General features: G+C 69.4%; 11 protein-coding genes and 2 pseudogenes. 10 read left to right on the top strand and 3 right to left on the bottom strand.

Annotated elements, in window-relative coordinates:
- Positions 1 to 25: 25 nt before the first annotated feature.
- The gene (locus AB0B61_RS23450) at positions 26 to 1,534 is read right to left on the bottom strand and encodes an ABC transporter substrate-binding protein (protein ID WP_358435330.1); all 1,509 of its coding nucleotides are present in this window, start codon (positions 1,532 to 1,534) and stop codon (positions 26 to 28) included.
- 294 nt (positions 1,535 to 1,828) lie between these two features.
- Between AB0B61_RS23450 and AB0B61_RS23445 the strand changes: the two are divergent.
- The 4 genes and pseudogenes from AB0B61_RS23445 to AB0B61_RS23430 form a co-directional block, all read left to right on the top strand.
- A pseudogene (locus AB0B61_RS23445) lies at positions 1,829 to 1,939 on the top strand (AsnC family protein); the annotation flags it as partial.
- A 30-nt stretch (positions 1,940 to 1,969) separates the two neighbouring features.
- Positions 1,970 to 2,839 carry an Lrp/AsnC ligand binding domain-containing protein gene (locus tag AB0B61_RS23440; RefSeq protein WP_358435605.1) on the top strand — a complete coding sequence of 290 codons (870 nt, stop codon included), beginning with the start codon at positions 1,970 to 1,972 and terminating at the stop codon, positions 2,837 to 2,839.
- 144 nt (positions 2,840 to 2,983) lie between these two features.
- Positions 2,984 to 4,237 carry an amidohydrolase gene (locus AB0B61_RS23435; RefSeq protein ID WP_358435328.1) on the top strand — a complete coding sequence of 418 codons (1,254 nt, stop codon included), beginning with the start codon at positions 2,984 to 2,986 and terminating at the stop codon, positions 4,235 to 4,237.
- A 286-nt stretch (positions 4,238 to 4,523) separates the two neighbouring features.
- Positions 4,524 to 5,345 (top strand): SAM-dependent methyltransferase, encoded by an 822-nt coding sequence (locus AB0B61_RS23430; RefSeq protein WP_358435325.1) that lies wholly within the window; start codon positions 4,524 to 4,526, stop codon positions 5,343 to 5,345.
- Positions 5,346 to 5,389: 44 nt separating this feature from the next.
- Here the strand turns inward: AB0B61_RS23430 and AB0B61_RS23425 are convergent.
- Positions 5,390 to 6,265: pseudogene (locus tag AB0B61_RS23425) on the bottom strand (helix-turn-helix transcriptional regulator); the annotation flags it as partial.
- Between the two features lie 229 nt (positions 6,266 to 6,494).
- On the opposite strand from AB0B61_RS23425, the gene AB0B61_RS23420 reads away from it, so the two are divergent.
- The 5 genes from AB0B61_RS23420 (at position 6,495) to AB0B61_RS23400 (ending at position 11,018) form a co-directional block, all read left to right on the top strand.
- Positions 6,495 to 7,151: an epimerase gene (locus AB0B61_RS23420; RefSeq protein ID WP_358435322.1), complete on the top strand. Its 657-nt coding sequence runs from the start codon at positions 6,495 to 6,497 to the stop codon at positions 7,149 to 7,151.
- An 88-nt stretch (positions 7,152 to 7,239) separates the two neighbouring features.
- Positions 7,240 to 8,313 (top strand): LLM class flavin-dependent oxidoreductase, encoded by a 1,074-nt coding sequence (locus tag AB0B61_RS23415; RefSeq protein ID WP_358435319.1) that lies wholly within the window; start codon positions 7,240 to 7,242, stop codon positions 8,311 to 8,313.
- Positions 8,314 to 8,335: 22 nt separating this feature from the next.
- Positions 8,336 to 9,040, top strand: coding sequence for an FMN reductase (locus AB0B61_RS23410; RefSeq protein WP_358435316.1), 705 nt, complete (start codon positions 8,336 to 8,338; stop codon positions 9,038 to 9,040).
- Between the two features lie 91 nt (positions 9,041 to 9,131).
- Complete coding sequence (locus AB0B61_RS23405) at positions 9,132 to 9,917, top strand: chitosanase (protein ID WP_358435313.1); 786 nt, start codon at positions 9,132 to 9,134, stop codon at positions 9,915 to 9,917.
- Positions 9,918 to 9,953: 36 nt separating this feature from the next.
- Complete coding sequence (locus tag AB0B61_RS23400; RefSeq protein ID WP_358435311.1) at positions 9,954 to 11,018, top strand: SDR family NAD(P)-dependent oxidoreductase; 1,065 nt, start codon at positions 9,954 to 9,956, stop codon at positions 11,016 to 11,018.
- 104 nt (positions 11,019 to 11,122) lie between these two features.
- On the opposite strand, the gene AB0B61_RS23395 is transcribed toward AB0B61_RS23400, so the two are convergent.
- Complete coding sequence (locus AB0B61_RS23395) at positions 11,123 to 13,423, bottom strand: glycogen debranching N-terminal domain-containing protein (RefSeq protein ID WP_358435309.1); 2,301 nt, start codon at positions 13,421 to 13,423, stop codon at positions 11,123 to 11,125.
- Positions 13,424 to 13,561: 138 nt separating this feature from the next.
- On the opposite strand from AB0B61_RS23395, the gene AB0B61_RS23390 reads away from it, so the two are divergent.
- The gene (locus AB0B61_RS23390) at positions 13,562 to 14,533 is read left to right on the top strand and encodes a LacI family DNA-binding transcriptional regulator (protein ID WP_358435306.1); all 972 of its coding nucleotides are present in this window, start codon (positions 13,562 to 13,564) and stop codon (positions 14,531 to 14,533) included.
- Position 14,534: the final 1 nt, after the last annotated feature.

Raw genomic sequence — 14,534 nt, 5'->3', positions numbered from 1 at the left:
CTGACGCGCCTTCCGGCTGTTTGCTTTATTTGACGATGCGGAGCGTGGCGGGGTCGAGGTAGTCGTCGAAGGTCCGGATGTCGAATCCGGCGGCGGCGACCGTGGTGGCGGGCAGGGTCGCCAGCGGGATCGCGTCGACCCGCTCGAGGAACGACTTCTGCGCGGACTGGAGGGCCGAGCACTGCGCGTTACGGTCGATCTCACTCATCGCCTTGGTGACGAAGCCGTACCCCTCCTTGTTGGGCTCGCCCGTCTTGTTGCGGCCGCCGTCCTCGGTGGCCGGGCCCATCACCCGCAGCAGGGAGGAGGTGAGGACACCCAGCTGGTTGTTGTCGCCCTGGACGTTGATGTCCCAGTCCTTGCCGCCGGCCGTGGTCAGCGTGGCCCAGTTGGCGTTGTCGAGCGAGTCGACGGTCACGGTGGCGCCGGCGTTGCGCAGCGCCTCAGCGATGTAGTCGTTGCCGCCCTGCAGCAGGGTGGTGCCGACGATGCGGAAACGGACCCCGGTCAGCTTCTTGCCGGCGGCGGCGGCATCCTGGGCGACCAGCAGCGACTTGTCGGTGTTGACGCAGGCCAGCTTGGCCGACCCGACCGACAGCGTCGTGCTGCCCCGCTTGCCGCTGATGATGTCGCTGAAGGCCTGGGCGTCGATGGCCTGGGCCACCGCGGTGCGCAGCTCCGGCTTGTCCGCGAACACCGTGCCCGGACGCTCGTTGAACAGCAGGTACGTCGTGGTGTTCGAGGCGACCGACGAGGTGAACCCCTTGTTGCCGTCGAAGCGGGCCACGTTCTCGTCGCTGATCGTCCCGACGTCCAGGCTGCCGGCCAGCAGCTGGGTGGCGATCGTCGCGTAGTCGGTGATCGGCGTGAGGGTCACCTGCTTGGCGGCCACGCCCGTCAGCGGCTTGGCGAACTTCGGCCAGGCCGCGTAGCCCTCGCGCAGCGCCAGCTGGTAAGACACCGCGGGCTGCGAAGAGGTCAGGGAGTAGGGGCCGGAGAACGCGCCGGCGACCTTGCCCGCCGCGAGTCCCTTGGTGTCCTTCAGGCCCGCCGGGCACACGATCCCGGCCTGCGGCAGGGTCAGCCCGGTGAGGAAGTCGGACCACGGAGCCGACAACTCGGCTTTCACCGTGCCCGCCTTGTCATCGGGGGTGAACGTCGCGGTGGCCCCGCCCAGAGCCAGCGTACGGCCCGAGGAACTCGTCTCCTTGGCCGCGAACCGCGTCAGTGAGGCCGCCACCACGGTCGGCGTGATCGGCGAACCGTCCGAGCAGCTCAGTCCGCCGCGGATGGTGAGCGTGTAGTGCGCGGCGTCCTCGGCGGTCCACGAGGACGCGATCCCGCCCGCGAGGGTGTTGCCCGCGTCCTTGCGCACCACCGTGTCGAACAGCAGCCGCGCCACGGTGAAGTCGTCGCCGCCCTTGGCGAGCGCCGGGTCGAAGGTCGCCGGGTCGGTGTTCAGCGACATGTTGATGGTGTCGGTGGTCCCTCCACCGGCACCGCATCCGACCGCGCCCAGCACAACCGCGGCCATCACCGACAGCACAAGAATGGGTTTGCGATACACCAATCCTCCAGGTCCAACCGCGAAAGGAATGGCGTGAGCCTAGGTTCTGCCTGCCGCTGGGCGGGTTTTCGCGACCCAGTTTGCACGGAATTGAGAGATAACGCGGGTCGGGCGCACGATCCTTCCGGAAAGGCCGCCTACCGAAGGTTTCCCGGATGTTACGGGGACTCGACGGCGATCGCGACTTATTCGATCTTGTGATGGCGCCCGCGGACCCGCCCGATTGCGGGGAGGACCTGGCCTTTCCTGCATGATGGACGGATGGTCGACGGCCTGGACTTTCAGATCATCAACGCGCTCCAGATCCACCCTCGGGTCACCTGGACCCAACTGGGGAGGATTCTTCGGGTTGATCCTTCGACGATTTCCCGTCGCTGGTCGACACTCACCCAGGAGCGGCAGGTGTGGACGAGCTGCTTCGAGAGCGACGGGCAGCGGACCCATGGGCGAGAGATCTCGTCTCTGGTGGAGATCCGGTGCGCACCCGGCCGGCGCGCGGACGTGATCGCCGAACTCGGCCGGCAGGGACCCATCTTCAGCGTGCACTGCACCTCGGGTCCCCGGGACCTCTACATCATGGTCTCGACGCACACGCTGCTGTCGATGGACCGCTACATCGATGAGCACATCGCCGTGATCCCCGGCATCGTCGGCACGCAGACGCACTACCTGCGGCGGATCTTCCTCGAAGGATCGGGCTGGCGGCTCAACGCGCTGTCGGACCAGCAGGTCGAGGCATTGCGCCTCCTCCGGCCGTCCGAGCCCCCCGAACACCGCAAACCCATCCACCGCGACGTGATCACCGCGCTCAGCACGGACGTACGCCGGACGGCCGCCGACATGCAGCGCGAGCTGGGCCGCTCGATCTCGGTGATCTCCCGGGACATCGACGCGCTGCTCGCGGCGGACTGGGTCCGATGGCGCGTCGACTTCGCGCACACCCTCATGGGCTGGTCGGCCGCGGCGGTGCTGTGGCTCGACGTGCAGCACTCCGAGATGGAGCGTCTCGTCTCCTTGCTCCGGTCGCTGGAGAATGTACGGATGTGCGCGTCGGTGACCGGTGCGACCAACCTGGCGGTCTTCCTCTGGCTGCGCGACCTGCAGGAGCTGGACGAGATCGAGGGCAAGCTGGCCGCGCTGTTCCCGAAGGCGCCGATCAAGGACCGATGGATCGTGCCAAGGATCGCCAAGCGCACCGGCTACATTCTCGACCTTGACAGCCGGCGCCTGCGTTACGTGCCGGTCGGCGGTCAGCCGGTATTTGAAGACTAGCTCGATGCGACTTCATGCGGACCATGCTCGGAAATTTGGTATTTCGTGCAGGATTGCGCGCGATCGACCCCACTCCGCGGCGCCTTCCCTAGCCTGAGCGAGGCGGCCGCCCGGCCGTCGATCATCGTGGCGAGAAGGAGTCTTGTGGACTTCGAGCAGCTCAGGGCGCTTCGGCGAGAAGTGCACCGCAATCCGGAACCCGCGTTCGTGGAGATCGGGACAGCGGCCCGGATCAAACAGGCCATCGACGGCCTGCCGGTGCGTGTCCTGACCGGGAAGGACGCCCACGACCTCTCCCCTGTCGTGAACTACCCGTCACCACACACCCTCGACGAGTGGGAGGCGCGCGCGGTCGCGTCCGGCGTACCCGCCGAAAGCGCCAGGTACTTCCGGGAGAACGGCACCGCGATGGTCGTCGATCTGGACGGCGACCGGCCGGGCCCGCGATGGGGCCTGCGGATCGACATCGACGCGCTGCCGATGCGCGAATCAGACGATCCCGCGCACTTCCCGGTCGCGAACGGCTTCGCCGCGACGAACGGCGCGATGCACGCGTGCGGCCATGACGCGAACGTCGCCATGGGCGTGGGCCTGCTGCACCGTCTCGCGGACCACGACTTCGCCGGCTCGCTGCGGATCCTGTTCCAGCCCGCGGAAGAGGGGGTACGGGGCGCGCAGACGATGATCGACGCCGGGGCCGCGGACCCGATCGACACCATGCTCGCCGTGCACATGGCGGGCGAACTGGCCGTCGGCTCGGTCGTGGGCAGCTTCACCGGTGGCATGGCCACCCGCAAGCTGAAGGTCGACTTCACCGGCCGGGCCTCCCACGCCGCCGGTTCGCCGGAGACGGGCCGCAACGCGCTGCTCGCCGCCGCCATGGCCGCCCTGGGGATCATGGCGATCCCCCGCTTCAGCTCCGCGGACACCCGGCTCAATGTCGGCACGCTCGTCGCCGGCGACGGAGTGAACATCGTGCCGTCCTCAGCGATGATGACCTGCGAGGCACGCGCCACCGATGACGAGGTCGTCGACGAACTGGTGGACAGGATCCGGTCCATCGTGGAAGGAGCCGCCCGCACGCAGGGCGTCGAGGCGGCGCTGGCCGTGATGGGCCAGTCGTCGACCGTGTCCCCTGACGACGAGGTGATCGACCGCATCGTCGCGGTGGCCGGCGCGCTGCCCGAGGTCGCGGAGGTGATCAGGACCCAGGCGTTCGCCGGGAGCGACGACGCCAACCTGCTCATCCGGCACGTGCAGCGGCGCGGCGGCAAGGGCGCGTACCTGATGATCGGCGGATCCAGCCCCGGGCCGCACCACAGTGCGGGCTTCGACGTGGTGGAAGAGGCGATCCCGATCGGCATCGACATCCTCGCCTCACTGATCCGCCAGAATTGAGCCTCGCTTCCCTGTCGTGAGGGTGGTGCCGCCTGGCCCGTGGGCCCGGCGGCACCTGACTGAAGTGCCGCGCACGGCGTGTGACAGTTGCGCCGAACCCGGGGAATCGGTCAAGATCAGTTCATCTGCGCACGGTTCTGGGCAGAAAGCGCTAAACAGACATACGTCTTAAGCGGCACTCTTTATCTGAAAGGTTAGGAGATCCCGCTTTAAGGCGTGACAGCGCGACGAGACGCCAGGACACTCAGCTTAGCGACATATGAGCGACAAAAGAGGAGACGATGTCGTGGCGGATGAATCCTTTGACACCGATCCCGCACTCCCCTCCAAGATCGACGCCAGCAAGCCGCACCAGGCCCGGGTGTGGAACTATTGGCTGGGCGGAAAGGACAACTACCCGATAGATCGCGAGCACGCCGAGCAACTCCGGCAGATCTATCCGGGAATGGAGGACATCGCCCGCCACGCCCGCGCATTCCTGGGCCGCGCCGTCCGCTATCTGGCGCAGGACGCCGGCATCCGGCAGTTCCTGGACATCGGCACCGGACTGCCGACGGTCGACAACACCCATGAGGTCGCCCAGCGGGTGGACCCGACCTGCCGGATCGTCTATGTCGACAACGACCCCCTGGTGCTGGTGCACGCCCAGGCGCTCCTGACCAGTGACCCTCGGGGCGCCTGCGACTACATCGAGGCCGACGTCCGCGACCCGGGCGCGATCCTGGAGTTCGCGGCCAAGACGCTGGACTTCAGCAAGCCGACCGCGCTCATGCTCCTCGGCGTGATGGGCACGATCTTCGACGACGAGCAGGCGCACGCGCTGACACGGCAACTGCTGGACGCTCTGCCGTCGGGCAGCTACCTGGTGTTCGAAGACGGTACGAACACCATCAAACCCGACGCGGCCGCGGAGGCCGGACGGCTGCACGACGAGGAGCAGTCGTACTCCTACCGCCTGCGCACCCCGGACGAGATCACCCGGTTCTTCGACGGCCTGGAGCTGGTGGATCCGGGTGTCATCTCCGTCTCCCGGTGGCGGGTGGAGTCCTCGGTGTTCGGCGTGCCCGACGAGGTGGACGCGTTCTGCGCCGTGGCCCGCAAGCCGTAGCCCTCCACGGTGTCGTCCATCCCGTCGATGATCTCGTCGATGATCGCCGGGGTCGCGGCCGACGGCTGCGCGTGGATGCCCAGCTCGTCCATCAGGTGCTGGTACGGGTGCACGTCGGATGCCCTGGTGAGATATTGCGCGCTGGCGATCTGCTCGAGGTAGACCACGTCGTCGAGCTCGGCCTGGGCGAAGCGCAACATGGTGATGGGGCCGACCCCGCCGATGTGACCGCAGTAGCTGAACGGCAGCACCTGGATGGTGACGTGCGGGAGCTTCGCCATCTCCTTGAGGTGTTCGAGCTGCCCGCGCATCGTGGCGCCGTCGCCGACCCGGCGGCGCAGGGCCGCCTCATCCAGCACCACCCAGAGCTTGGGCGACATGGGCCGCGAGAGGATCCGCCGGCGGCGCGTCCGGAGCGCGAGCCGGCGCTCGATCTCCTCGGGCGGGCAGCCCTGGTGGCCGCAGGTGATCACCGCGCGGGCGTAGTCGTCGGTCTGGAGCAGGCCCGGGACGTACTGGACCTCGTACGTACGGATCATCGCCGCGTCCTGCTCCAGCCCGAGGTAGTCCTCGAACCAGTCGGGCACCACCTCGCGGTATTCGTGCCACCAGCCGGGCGCGTTGGCCTGCTTGGCCAGCGAGAGCACGGCCTCGCGCTCGCTCTCCTCGACCACTTCGTAGAGGGTGAGCAGGTCGGCCACGTCGCGCAGCTTGAAACTGGTCCGCCCGCATTCCAGGCGGCTGATTTTGGAATGCGAACCCCGGATGGCGTATCCCGCGGCTTCACGCGTGACCTCCCGCGACTCACGCAGCCGGCGTAGTTGCCTCCCCACCAATATCCGCAGCGCTGTCGGCCCGGACTGACGAGTCTCCCAACCTGGAATTTCGGTCAGGTCGTCAATATTCCGAGCATTCGGCATATACGCTCCTAGGTCGGAAACTGTGGCAGTCTGACGCATCGACAATCCTGCCACGCTAGCCAGCTCCGCCGCCACGAGCCACGTTAATAGCGGAAATACCAGGTCACGGGATGGGCACAGCGCCTGGCCACCTTCTGGCCACCGATTGACCGCGGCCTGACCGGCGCCTGACCACTTCTGGTCTGGTTCCGGTCCGGCGATAGCATTCGGGCTGGGAACGGAGTTCGCCATGAAAGTCATCATCTTCGGCGCCACCGGCATGGTCGGGCAGGGCGTACTCCGGGAATGCCTGGCCGACGACCGGGTGACGGCCGTGCTCACGGTCGGCCGCACCCCTACCGGGCGTACCCATGACAAGCTGCGCGAGCTCGTGCACCCGGATCCGCTCGACCTCACGCCGATCGAGGCCGAGCTGTCCGGCTACGACGCGTGCTTCTTCTGCCTCGGCGTCTCCTCGGCGGGCATGAGCGAGCAGGACTACCGGCGCGTCACCTACGACTTCACGCTGGCGGCCGGCGAGACGCTGGCCAGGCTCAACCCCGGCTCGACGTTCGTCTACGTGTCCGGGGTGGGCACCGACGAGCACGGCCGGGCGATGTGGGCCCGGGTCAAGGGCCAGACCGAGAACGCGCTGCTGGCCCTGCCCTTGGAGGCGTACATGTTCCGGCCCGGCTACATCCAGCCCCTGCACGGCGTCACCTCGCGGACGGCCTGGTACCGGCTGGCGTACGTGGTCACGGCGCCCTTCTACCCGATGCTGCGGCTGCTCTTCCCCTCGGCGGTGACCACGACCGAGCGGATCGGCCAAGCCATGATCACCGTGGCGGACCACGGCGCGCCCACGCGGGTGCTCGGGCCGCCGGAGATCAACGCCCTCCAAGGCTGACCCGTGCGGCCTGCCGCGCGGAATAACCTCGGACCACACAATGCTTGGGTGGTTGTTGAACTTTCAATAGTACGAGGTGATGAGGGATATGCAATTCGGGATCTTCAGTGTGGGCGACGTGACCATGGACCCCACCACCGGCAGGACGCCGACGGAGCATGAGCGCATCAAGGCGATGGTGGCCATCGCGGTCAAGGCCGAGGAGGTCGGGCTGGACGTGTTCGCGACCGGTGAGCACCACAACCCGCCGTTCGTGCCGTCCTCCCCCACCACCATGCTGGGCTACATCGCGGCCAAGACCGAGCGGCTCACGCTGTCCACGGCCACGACGCTGATCACGACCAACGACCCGGTCAAGATCGCCGAGGACTTCGCGATGCTGCAGCACCTGGCCGACGGCCGGGTCGATCTGATGCTGGGCCGGGGCAACACCGGGCCCGTCTACCCGTGGTTCGGGCAGGACATCCGGCAGGGCATCCCGCTGGCCGTCGAGAACTACGCGCTGCTCCACCGGCTCTGGCGCGAGGACGTCGTCGACTGGGAGGGCCGTTTCCGCACGCCGCTGCAGGGCTTCACCGCCACGCCACGGCCGCTGAACGGGGTGCCGCCCTTCGTGTGGCACGGCTCGATCCGCAGCCCGGAGATCGCCGAGCAGGCCGCGTACTACGGTGACGGGTTCTTCGCCAACAACATCTTCTGGCCGAAGGAGCACTTCATCCGGCTGATCACCCTCTACCGCCAGCGGTACGCCCATTACGGGCACGGCACGCCCGAGCAGGCCATCGTGGGGCTCGGCGGGCAGGTGTTCATGCGGAAGAACTCGCAGGACGCGGTGCGCGAGTTCCGCCCGTACTTCGACAACGCCCCCGTGTACGGGCACGGCCCGTCGCTGGAGGAGTTCACCGAGGAGACGCCGCTCACGGTGGGCAGCCCGCAGCAGGTCATCGACCGGACGCTGACGTTCCGGGAGTCGTTCGGCGACTACCAGCGGCAGTTGTTCCTGATGGACCACGCGGGGCTGCCGCTGAAGACGGTCCTGGAGCAGCTGGACATCCTCGGGGAGGAGGTCGTGCCGGTGCTGCGCCGGGAGTTCGCGGCGAACCGGCCGGCCGACGTGCCCGACGGCCCCGTCCACACCACCCGCGACCGCCTGACCGCCTGACATGGAGTTCGAAGGAGTATTCATGAAGCTCGTCGTCGTCACGGCGGGTTTGACCCAGCCGTCCTCCACCCGCCTGCTCGCCGACCGCCTGACGGAGGCGACCGTGCGGCGGCTCGCCGACCAGCCAGCCGAGGCGACCGTCGGGCGGCTCGGCGACCAGCCGACTGAGACGACCGTGCGGGTGATCGAGTTGCGCGATCTCGCCATCGACATCGCGAACAACCTCGTCACCGGCTTCCCGGGCGCCCGGCTGCGCGCGGCGATCGAGGCGGTGACGGAGGCCGACGGCCTGATCGCGGTCACGCCCGTCTTCAGCGCCTCCTACAGCGGCCTGTTCAAGTCGTTCTTCGACGTCCTGGACCCCGCCTCGCTGGTGGGCAAGCCGACGCTCATCGCGGCGACAGGTGGTACGCCACGCCACTCGCTGGTGTTGGAGCACGCGCTGCGGCCGCTGTTCGCGTACCTGAGGGCCATGGTGATGCCGACCGCCGTCTACGCGGCGGCGGAGGACTGGGGCGGCGGGGGTGACGACTTCGCGGACGGCCTGGCGGAGCGGATCGACCGCGCCGCGACCGAACTGGCCGACCTGCTGCGCAGCCGTACGCCGGCACCCGCCGGGGCCGCGCTCGGCGACGCGGCCGGCAGCAGGCCGCGCCGAGGGCCGGGCCGCCGGCTGGAGCTGGATGTCGTGCCGTTCGAGCAGCAACTCGCCGCACTACGCCGATAAGGGGCCTAATTTCACAACAAAAGCCCCGAACGTTGACTCCTGTGAGTATGGTTCGTTAGGAATCTTTCCTAACGAAGAGCAGGAGATAACGTTGCTCCGAACCACTCTCGTCACACTGGTCACCTTAGCCACCACTCTCACGCTCACGGGCACCAGCCAGGCAGCGGTCGACCTCACCGATCCGCACAAGAAGGACATCGCCATGCAGCTGGTGTCCAGTGCCGAGAACTCCACGCTCGACTGGAAGTCCCAGTACGGCTACATCGAGGACATCGACGACGGCCGCGGCTACACGGCCGGGATCATCGGGTTCTGCTCCGGCACCAGCGACATGCTGGCGCTCGTCGAGCTCTACACCAACCGCAAGCCGGGCAATGTCCTGGCCAAATACCTGCCCGCCCTCCGCAAGGTCAACGGCAGCGACTCGCACGCCGGCCTCGACCCGAACTTCACCAAGGACTGGAAGACCGCCGCCAAGGACACCGCCTTCCAGACGGCGCAGAACGACGAGCGCGACCGCGTCTACTTCAACCCGTCGGTCAGCCAGGCCAAGACGGACGGACTGCGGGCGCTGGGCCAGTTCATCTACTACGACGCGATCGTCATGCACGGCCCCGGAACCGACAAGCTCAGCTTCGGCGGCATCAGGAAGACCGCGATGTCCAAGGCCAAGACCCCGGCGCAGGGCGGCAACGAGACGACGTACCTCAACGCGTTCCTGGACGCCCGCAAGGCCGCGATGAAGGCCGAGGAGGCGCACGAGGACACCACCCGCGTCGACACCGAGCAGCGGGTCTTCCTCAAGAACGGCAACCTCGACCTGAACCCGCCGCTGACCTGGAAGGTGTACGGCGACAGCTACACGATCAAGAGCTAATAGACGTACGGCCCGCGCCTCTGCCACGCTCTGATCATGACCCGTGCTGGCACGATCTTATTGACAGGGGCGACGGGCGGCATCGGCTCGGCCATCGCCACGACGCTGCTGGAGGCGGGCTACCGGGTCCTGGCCCTGGTCCGCGACCCGGCCCGCCTGAGCGAACTCGCCGCCTCAGCCGGGCTCGCCACCTCGGACGGGCCCGCCACCTCGGGCGGACCCGGCGTGTCGGGCGGACCCGGCGCCGTGGATCGGTCGGCCGGGCCTGGTTCCATGGACGAGGTCACCGGCCCTGACGGCGCGGGCCGGATCGCCGGGGCTGATGCGATGGATGGGATCGCGGGGCTGGGCGAGATCACCCCGGTCGCGGCGAATCTCCCGTGGCCGGAGATAATGACCCCGGCCGTCCCGTCCGCCGCTGTCGCCGCTGCCGGTAGCGCCCCCAACGCGGCCACCCCCGCCACCCCCACGGTCACGCCCACCGATGTCACGCCCGCCGGAGTCAGGCCCATCACCGTCACGCACCTCGATGTCACCCCCGCCGGTTTCACGCCCGGCAGTGTCATCGCCATCGTGGCGGACCTGGCTCGGCCGGAGACACTGGCCGCCGCGATGCCGCCCATCGGGGAGTTAGACGGGTTCGTACACTGCGCGGCCATCGCCGAGGTGACGGCGACCGCGGACAGCACGGTGGAGCTGTGGCGCGACACGTTCAACGTCAACGTCGCCTCGGCGGCCGAACTGCTGCGTCTCCTCCTGCCCGCCCTGCGCAGGAGCCGCGGCCGGGTGATCCTCATCAACGCCGCGCCCGGCCTGAGCCCCAAGGGGTGGCCCGCCTACGCGGCCAGCAAGGCGGCACTGCGCGAGCTGGGCGACGCCGTACGGGACGAGGAACACCCCCATGGCGTCCGCGTCACCACGATCTACCCGGGCGCCACGGCCACCGAGCTGCTGCGCAAGGTCCGGACCGACTTCGGCTCGACGTACGACCCCGACCGGTGCCTGCCCCCGGCCGCGGTCGCCTCCCTGGCCCTGACAGCCCTCACCGCCCCACCGGAAGCCCACCTCACCGAGCTCTCCATCCTCCCGGCCCACCTCTAAGGACACGACCATCGGGCGGACGCAGCCGTCTCTAGCCGTGGCTCTCTGTGCGCCGGGCGGACGCGGCCGTCGGCCAGCGAGGAAACGGCAGCGCCACCGGCCCTTTACGCCCCACTGACCGGCAAGCCGGGCTCGGCGGCTTCGACCGACAGGCCGGGGTCGGCCACCTCGACCGACAGCCCAGCTGGGAGGCCTGTCACCTGGACTCCGCCTGACCGGTCGATCGACACGGTGACGTCGGCGCCCGCCACCCGCAGGCCGCGTACCGTGACCGCGCCGAGCGGGGCTCCCGCCAGCGGACGCACCAGGACCTTGCTGCCCGGTACGTCCGGATACAGGCCCACAGCCGCGTGCAGCAGCGTCACAGCGGCGGCGGCCGACCACGCCTGAGGGCGGCAGGCGGCCGGGTAGGCGACCGGGCGGCCGACCGTGTCCCGGTCGTCGCCCGCGTGGAGCTCGGGCAGGCGGTAGTCGAAGCCCTCCGCCGCCGTCAGCAGGCCCCGCGCCAGCTCCGCCGCCAGCCGGCCATGACCGGTTCTGGCGAGTCCGGCGATGACGATGGCGGTGTCGTGCGACCAGACGGACCCGCAGTGGTAGGACAGCGGGCTGAACGCGCCGTCGTCCGCCGACATCGTCCGCAGCCCGAAGGCGCCGGACATCGCCGGGGCGCCCAGCAGCTCCGCCACCCTCGCCTCCTCCCCCGGCGACAACAGTCCCGTGCCGAGGAGGTGGCCGATGTTGCTGGTCAGCGAGTCGACCGGCCGTTTGTCGCGGTCGAGGGCCAGCGCGGGATAACCGCTCTCCCCGCCAGTGGCAGAGGCGGGGTGACCATTCCCCCGCCCGGTGGCGGGCGCGGGGTGGGTGACCCAGAAGCGGGAACGAAAGCGGTCGGACATCGCGCCCGCGTAGTCCAGCCACCGCTCAGCCCCCTCCCGGCCGAACGCCGTGAGCAGCGCGGCCCCCTGGTGGGCGGCGGCGCAGGCGTACCCCTGGACCTCCGCCAGCGCGATGGGCGGCTCCGCCTGGCGGCCGTCGCGGAAGCGGACCGCGTCGCCCGAGTCCTTCCAGCCCTGGTTGGCCAGGCCGTGGCCGGTGGAGTCGATGTACTCCAGGAAGCCGTCCCCGTCCGGGTCCGCGTGGTCGCCGAGCCAGCCGAGCGCCGCCTCCAGGGCGGGGAGCAGCGGTTCGATCTGGGTGGCGGGCATGCCCCAGCGCCAGGCGTCGTACAGCAGGCCGATCCAGAGCGGCGTGGCGTCGATGGTGCCGTAGTAGGCGGCCGGCAGTCGCAGGCCGCCGCCGCTGTGCTCGTGGCGGCGCAGCTCGTGCATGATCTTGCCGGGCGCCTCACCGGTGGCCGGGTCGACGTGGGTGCCCTGCCGTCTGGCCAGTACGCGCAGAGTGCTGGCCGCCAGGTCGGTGCCCAGAGGCAGGAGCATCCTGGCGGCCCAGAGGCTGTCTCGCCCGAACAGCGTCAGGAACCACGGCACCCCCGCCCCCAGGAACGTATCCCCCGGTTCTCCGGTCTCGGCCAGCCGGAGGGAACGCAGGTCTTCGAGCGAGCGCGCCGCCAGCCGTACGAGCCGGGTGTCGTCGGCCGTCACCTCGGGGACGCTCCACTCCAGCGGCTTGGCCGGCGCGGTCACCACCGCCTCGGGGTCGTCGATCACGACGGCCCACCGCAGCGTGACACGCTCGCCGGGCGCCAGCGCGACCTCCCACCGAAACCGCCCCTCGCGCTGCGGCTCGGTTGTGACAGCCTCGCCGATCGCCCGTACGGACGTGGCGTTCTCGCCGGTCGCCCGTACGTGTTGCCCCACGAGCTCGGCCGTGGCGTGCTCGGCGGTCGCCCGTACGTGTTGCCCCACGAGCTCGGCCGTGGCGTGCTCGGCGGTCGCCCGTACGTGGATGCGGCCGGATCGCCACTCCAGGCAAGCGCCATCGGCGGACGAGGCGGGGGTGACGGTGGCCGGAGGGGCGCTGCCGCCGGCCTTCACCAGCTCGATCGGGGCGAAGTCGCAGCTCAGGTCGAGCGTGACGGTGGCCGTCACCGGGCGGGTGGCGGTGGAGGCGATCTCGATGAGCTCCGCCATCCGTCCGGGAGAGACCTCGCGGGTGCGGTCGACGCGGACCGTGGGGTCCGCGATCGGGTCGCCCAGCCAGCGGACCAGCGACACGAACCTGGTACGGCCGGCGGCCCGCGCCGCGTGCCCCACCGCCTCCGGTTCTCTGCCGTCCACGGCCAGCTTCACCTGCGACAACGCCCGCGCGTCCGCGTGGAAGAGGCCCTGCACCCCGGCCGCCCTGATCTGCCCGTCGGTGCCGCTCAGCGCGGTCGTCGGTGCCAGGACGGTGCTGACGAGGTCGTGCAGCAGCGGTTGCAGGCGGTGCGTGGCTTGGTCGAGCACGAGCGGCCCCCAAAATCTTGACAGGCGAATCATCCAAGGGAGATAGTGCGTAACACTCCGTTTACTTGAACGATCCAATCCTGCCATACCTCCGTTTGAACGTTCAAACCATTAGAAAGCGACACAATGCCCGAAAAGGTGACGATTGCCGACGTCGCGCGGCGTGCCAACGTCTCCCGGCAGACCGTCTCGAACGTCCTGAACTCCCCCGACCTCGTCCGCGAGGAGACGCGTGAGCGCGTACGGCAGGCGGTCGAGGAGCTCGGCTACCGGGTGAACCAGGCCGCGCGCCGCATGCGGACAGGCCGGTCGCGGCTCCTGGCCGTACGGATCGAGCAGACCCAGGACGGCATGAACGTCTTCGACCGGTTCCTGCACGGGCTGACCGAGTCGGCGGCCAAGGCGGGGTATCGGGTGATCCTCTACTCGGCCGACGACGATCGGTCGGAGATCGCCACGTTCGACGACCTGCTCGGGGCGTACGAACCGGATGCGTTCGTCCTGACCGGCACCCATTACGGCGATGTGCGCACCTCGTGGCTGGCCGAGCGGGAGCTGGCGTTCGTCACGTTCGGGCGGCCGTGGGGCATGCCGGAGGGCGGCGACCATCCGTGGGTGGACGTGGACGGCGCGGCCGGTACGGCCGCCGCCACCCGGCACCTGCTCGACGCGGGTCACCGGCGGATCGGGTTCATCGGCTGGCCCGAGGGCTCCGGCGTCGGCGACGACCGCAGGAGCGGCTGGGTCCGGGCCCTCGAAGCCGCGAGCCCAAAAGGCAGCGAGGCGGGCGCGCTGGAGCGGCGGACCGATGGGTCGGCGGCCGAAGGTGAGGCGGCGGCGCGGGAGCTGATCGCGGCCGGCGCCACCGCCCTGGTGTGCGTGAGCGACTCCGTCGCCCTGGGCGCCATGCAGGCCGGGCCGGCGCCCGTGATCGGGTTCGACGACACGCCCGTGGCGGCCGCGATCGGCCTGACCAGCCTGAGCCAGCCGCTGTCGGACGCCGCCGTGCGCTGTGTCCGCGTGCTGACCCGGCTCCTCGAAGACGACAGCCCGGACAAGCCGGATCACGTACTGCTTCAACCCTCCCTCGTCATCCGGCGTACAGCGTGAA

This window comes from Nonomuraea sp. NPDC049158 (genome assembly GCF_040648335.1).
In the GTDB taxonomy this organism is placed as follows: Bacteria; Actinomycetota; Actinomycetes; order Streptosporangiales; family Streptosporangiaceae; genus Nonomuraea.
Note: the sequence above shows the minus strand (reverse complement) of the source record. Positions and strands in the feature narration are given on the sequence as shown.

Bases quoted from the DNA above. Each gene is read 5' to 3' on its own strand.
- AB0B61_RS23410 (WP_358435316.1), top strand. From the start codon at position 8,336: ATGAAGCTCGTCGTCGTCACGGCGGGTTTGACCCAGCCGTCCTCCACC.
- AB0B61_RS23400 (WP_358435311.1), top strand. From the start codon at position 9,954: ATGACCCGTGCTGGCACGATCTTATTGACAGGGGCGACGGGCGGCATC.
- AB0B61_RS23415 (WP_358435319.1), top strand. From the start codon at position 7,240: ATGCAATTCGGGATCTTCAGTGTGGGCGACGTGACCATGGACCCCACC.
- AB0B61_RS23420 (WP_358435322.1), top strand. From the start codon at position 6,495: ATGAAAGTCATCATCTTCGGCGCCACCGGCATGGTCGGGCAGGGCGTA.
- AB0B61_RS23450 (WP_358435330.1), bottom strand. From the start codon at position 1,534: ATGGCCGCGGTTGTGCTGGGCGCGGTCGGATGCGGTGCCGGTGGAGGG.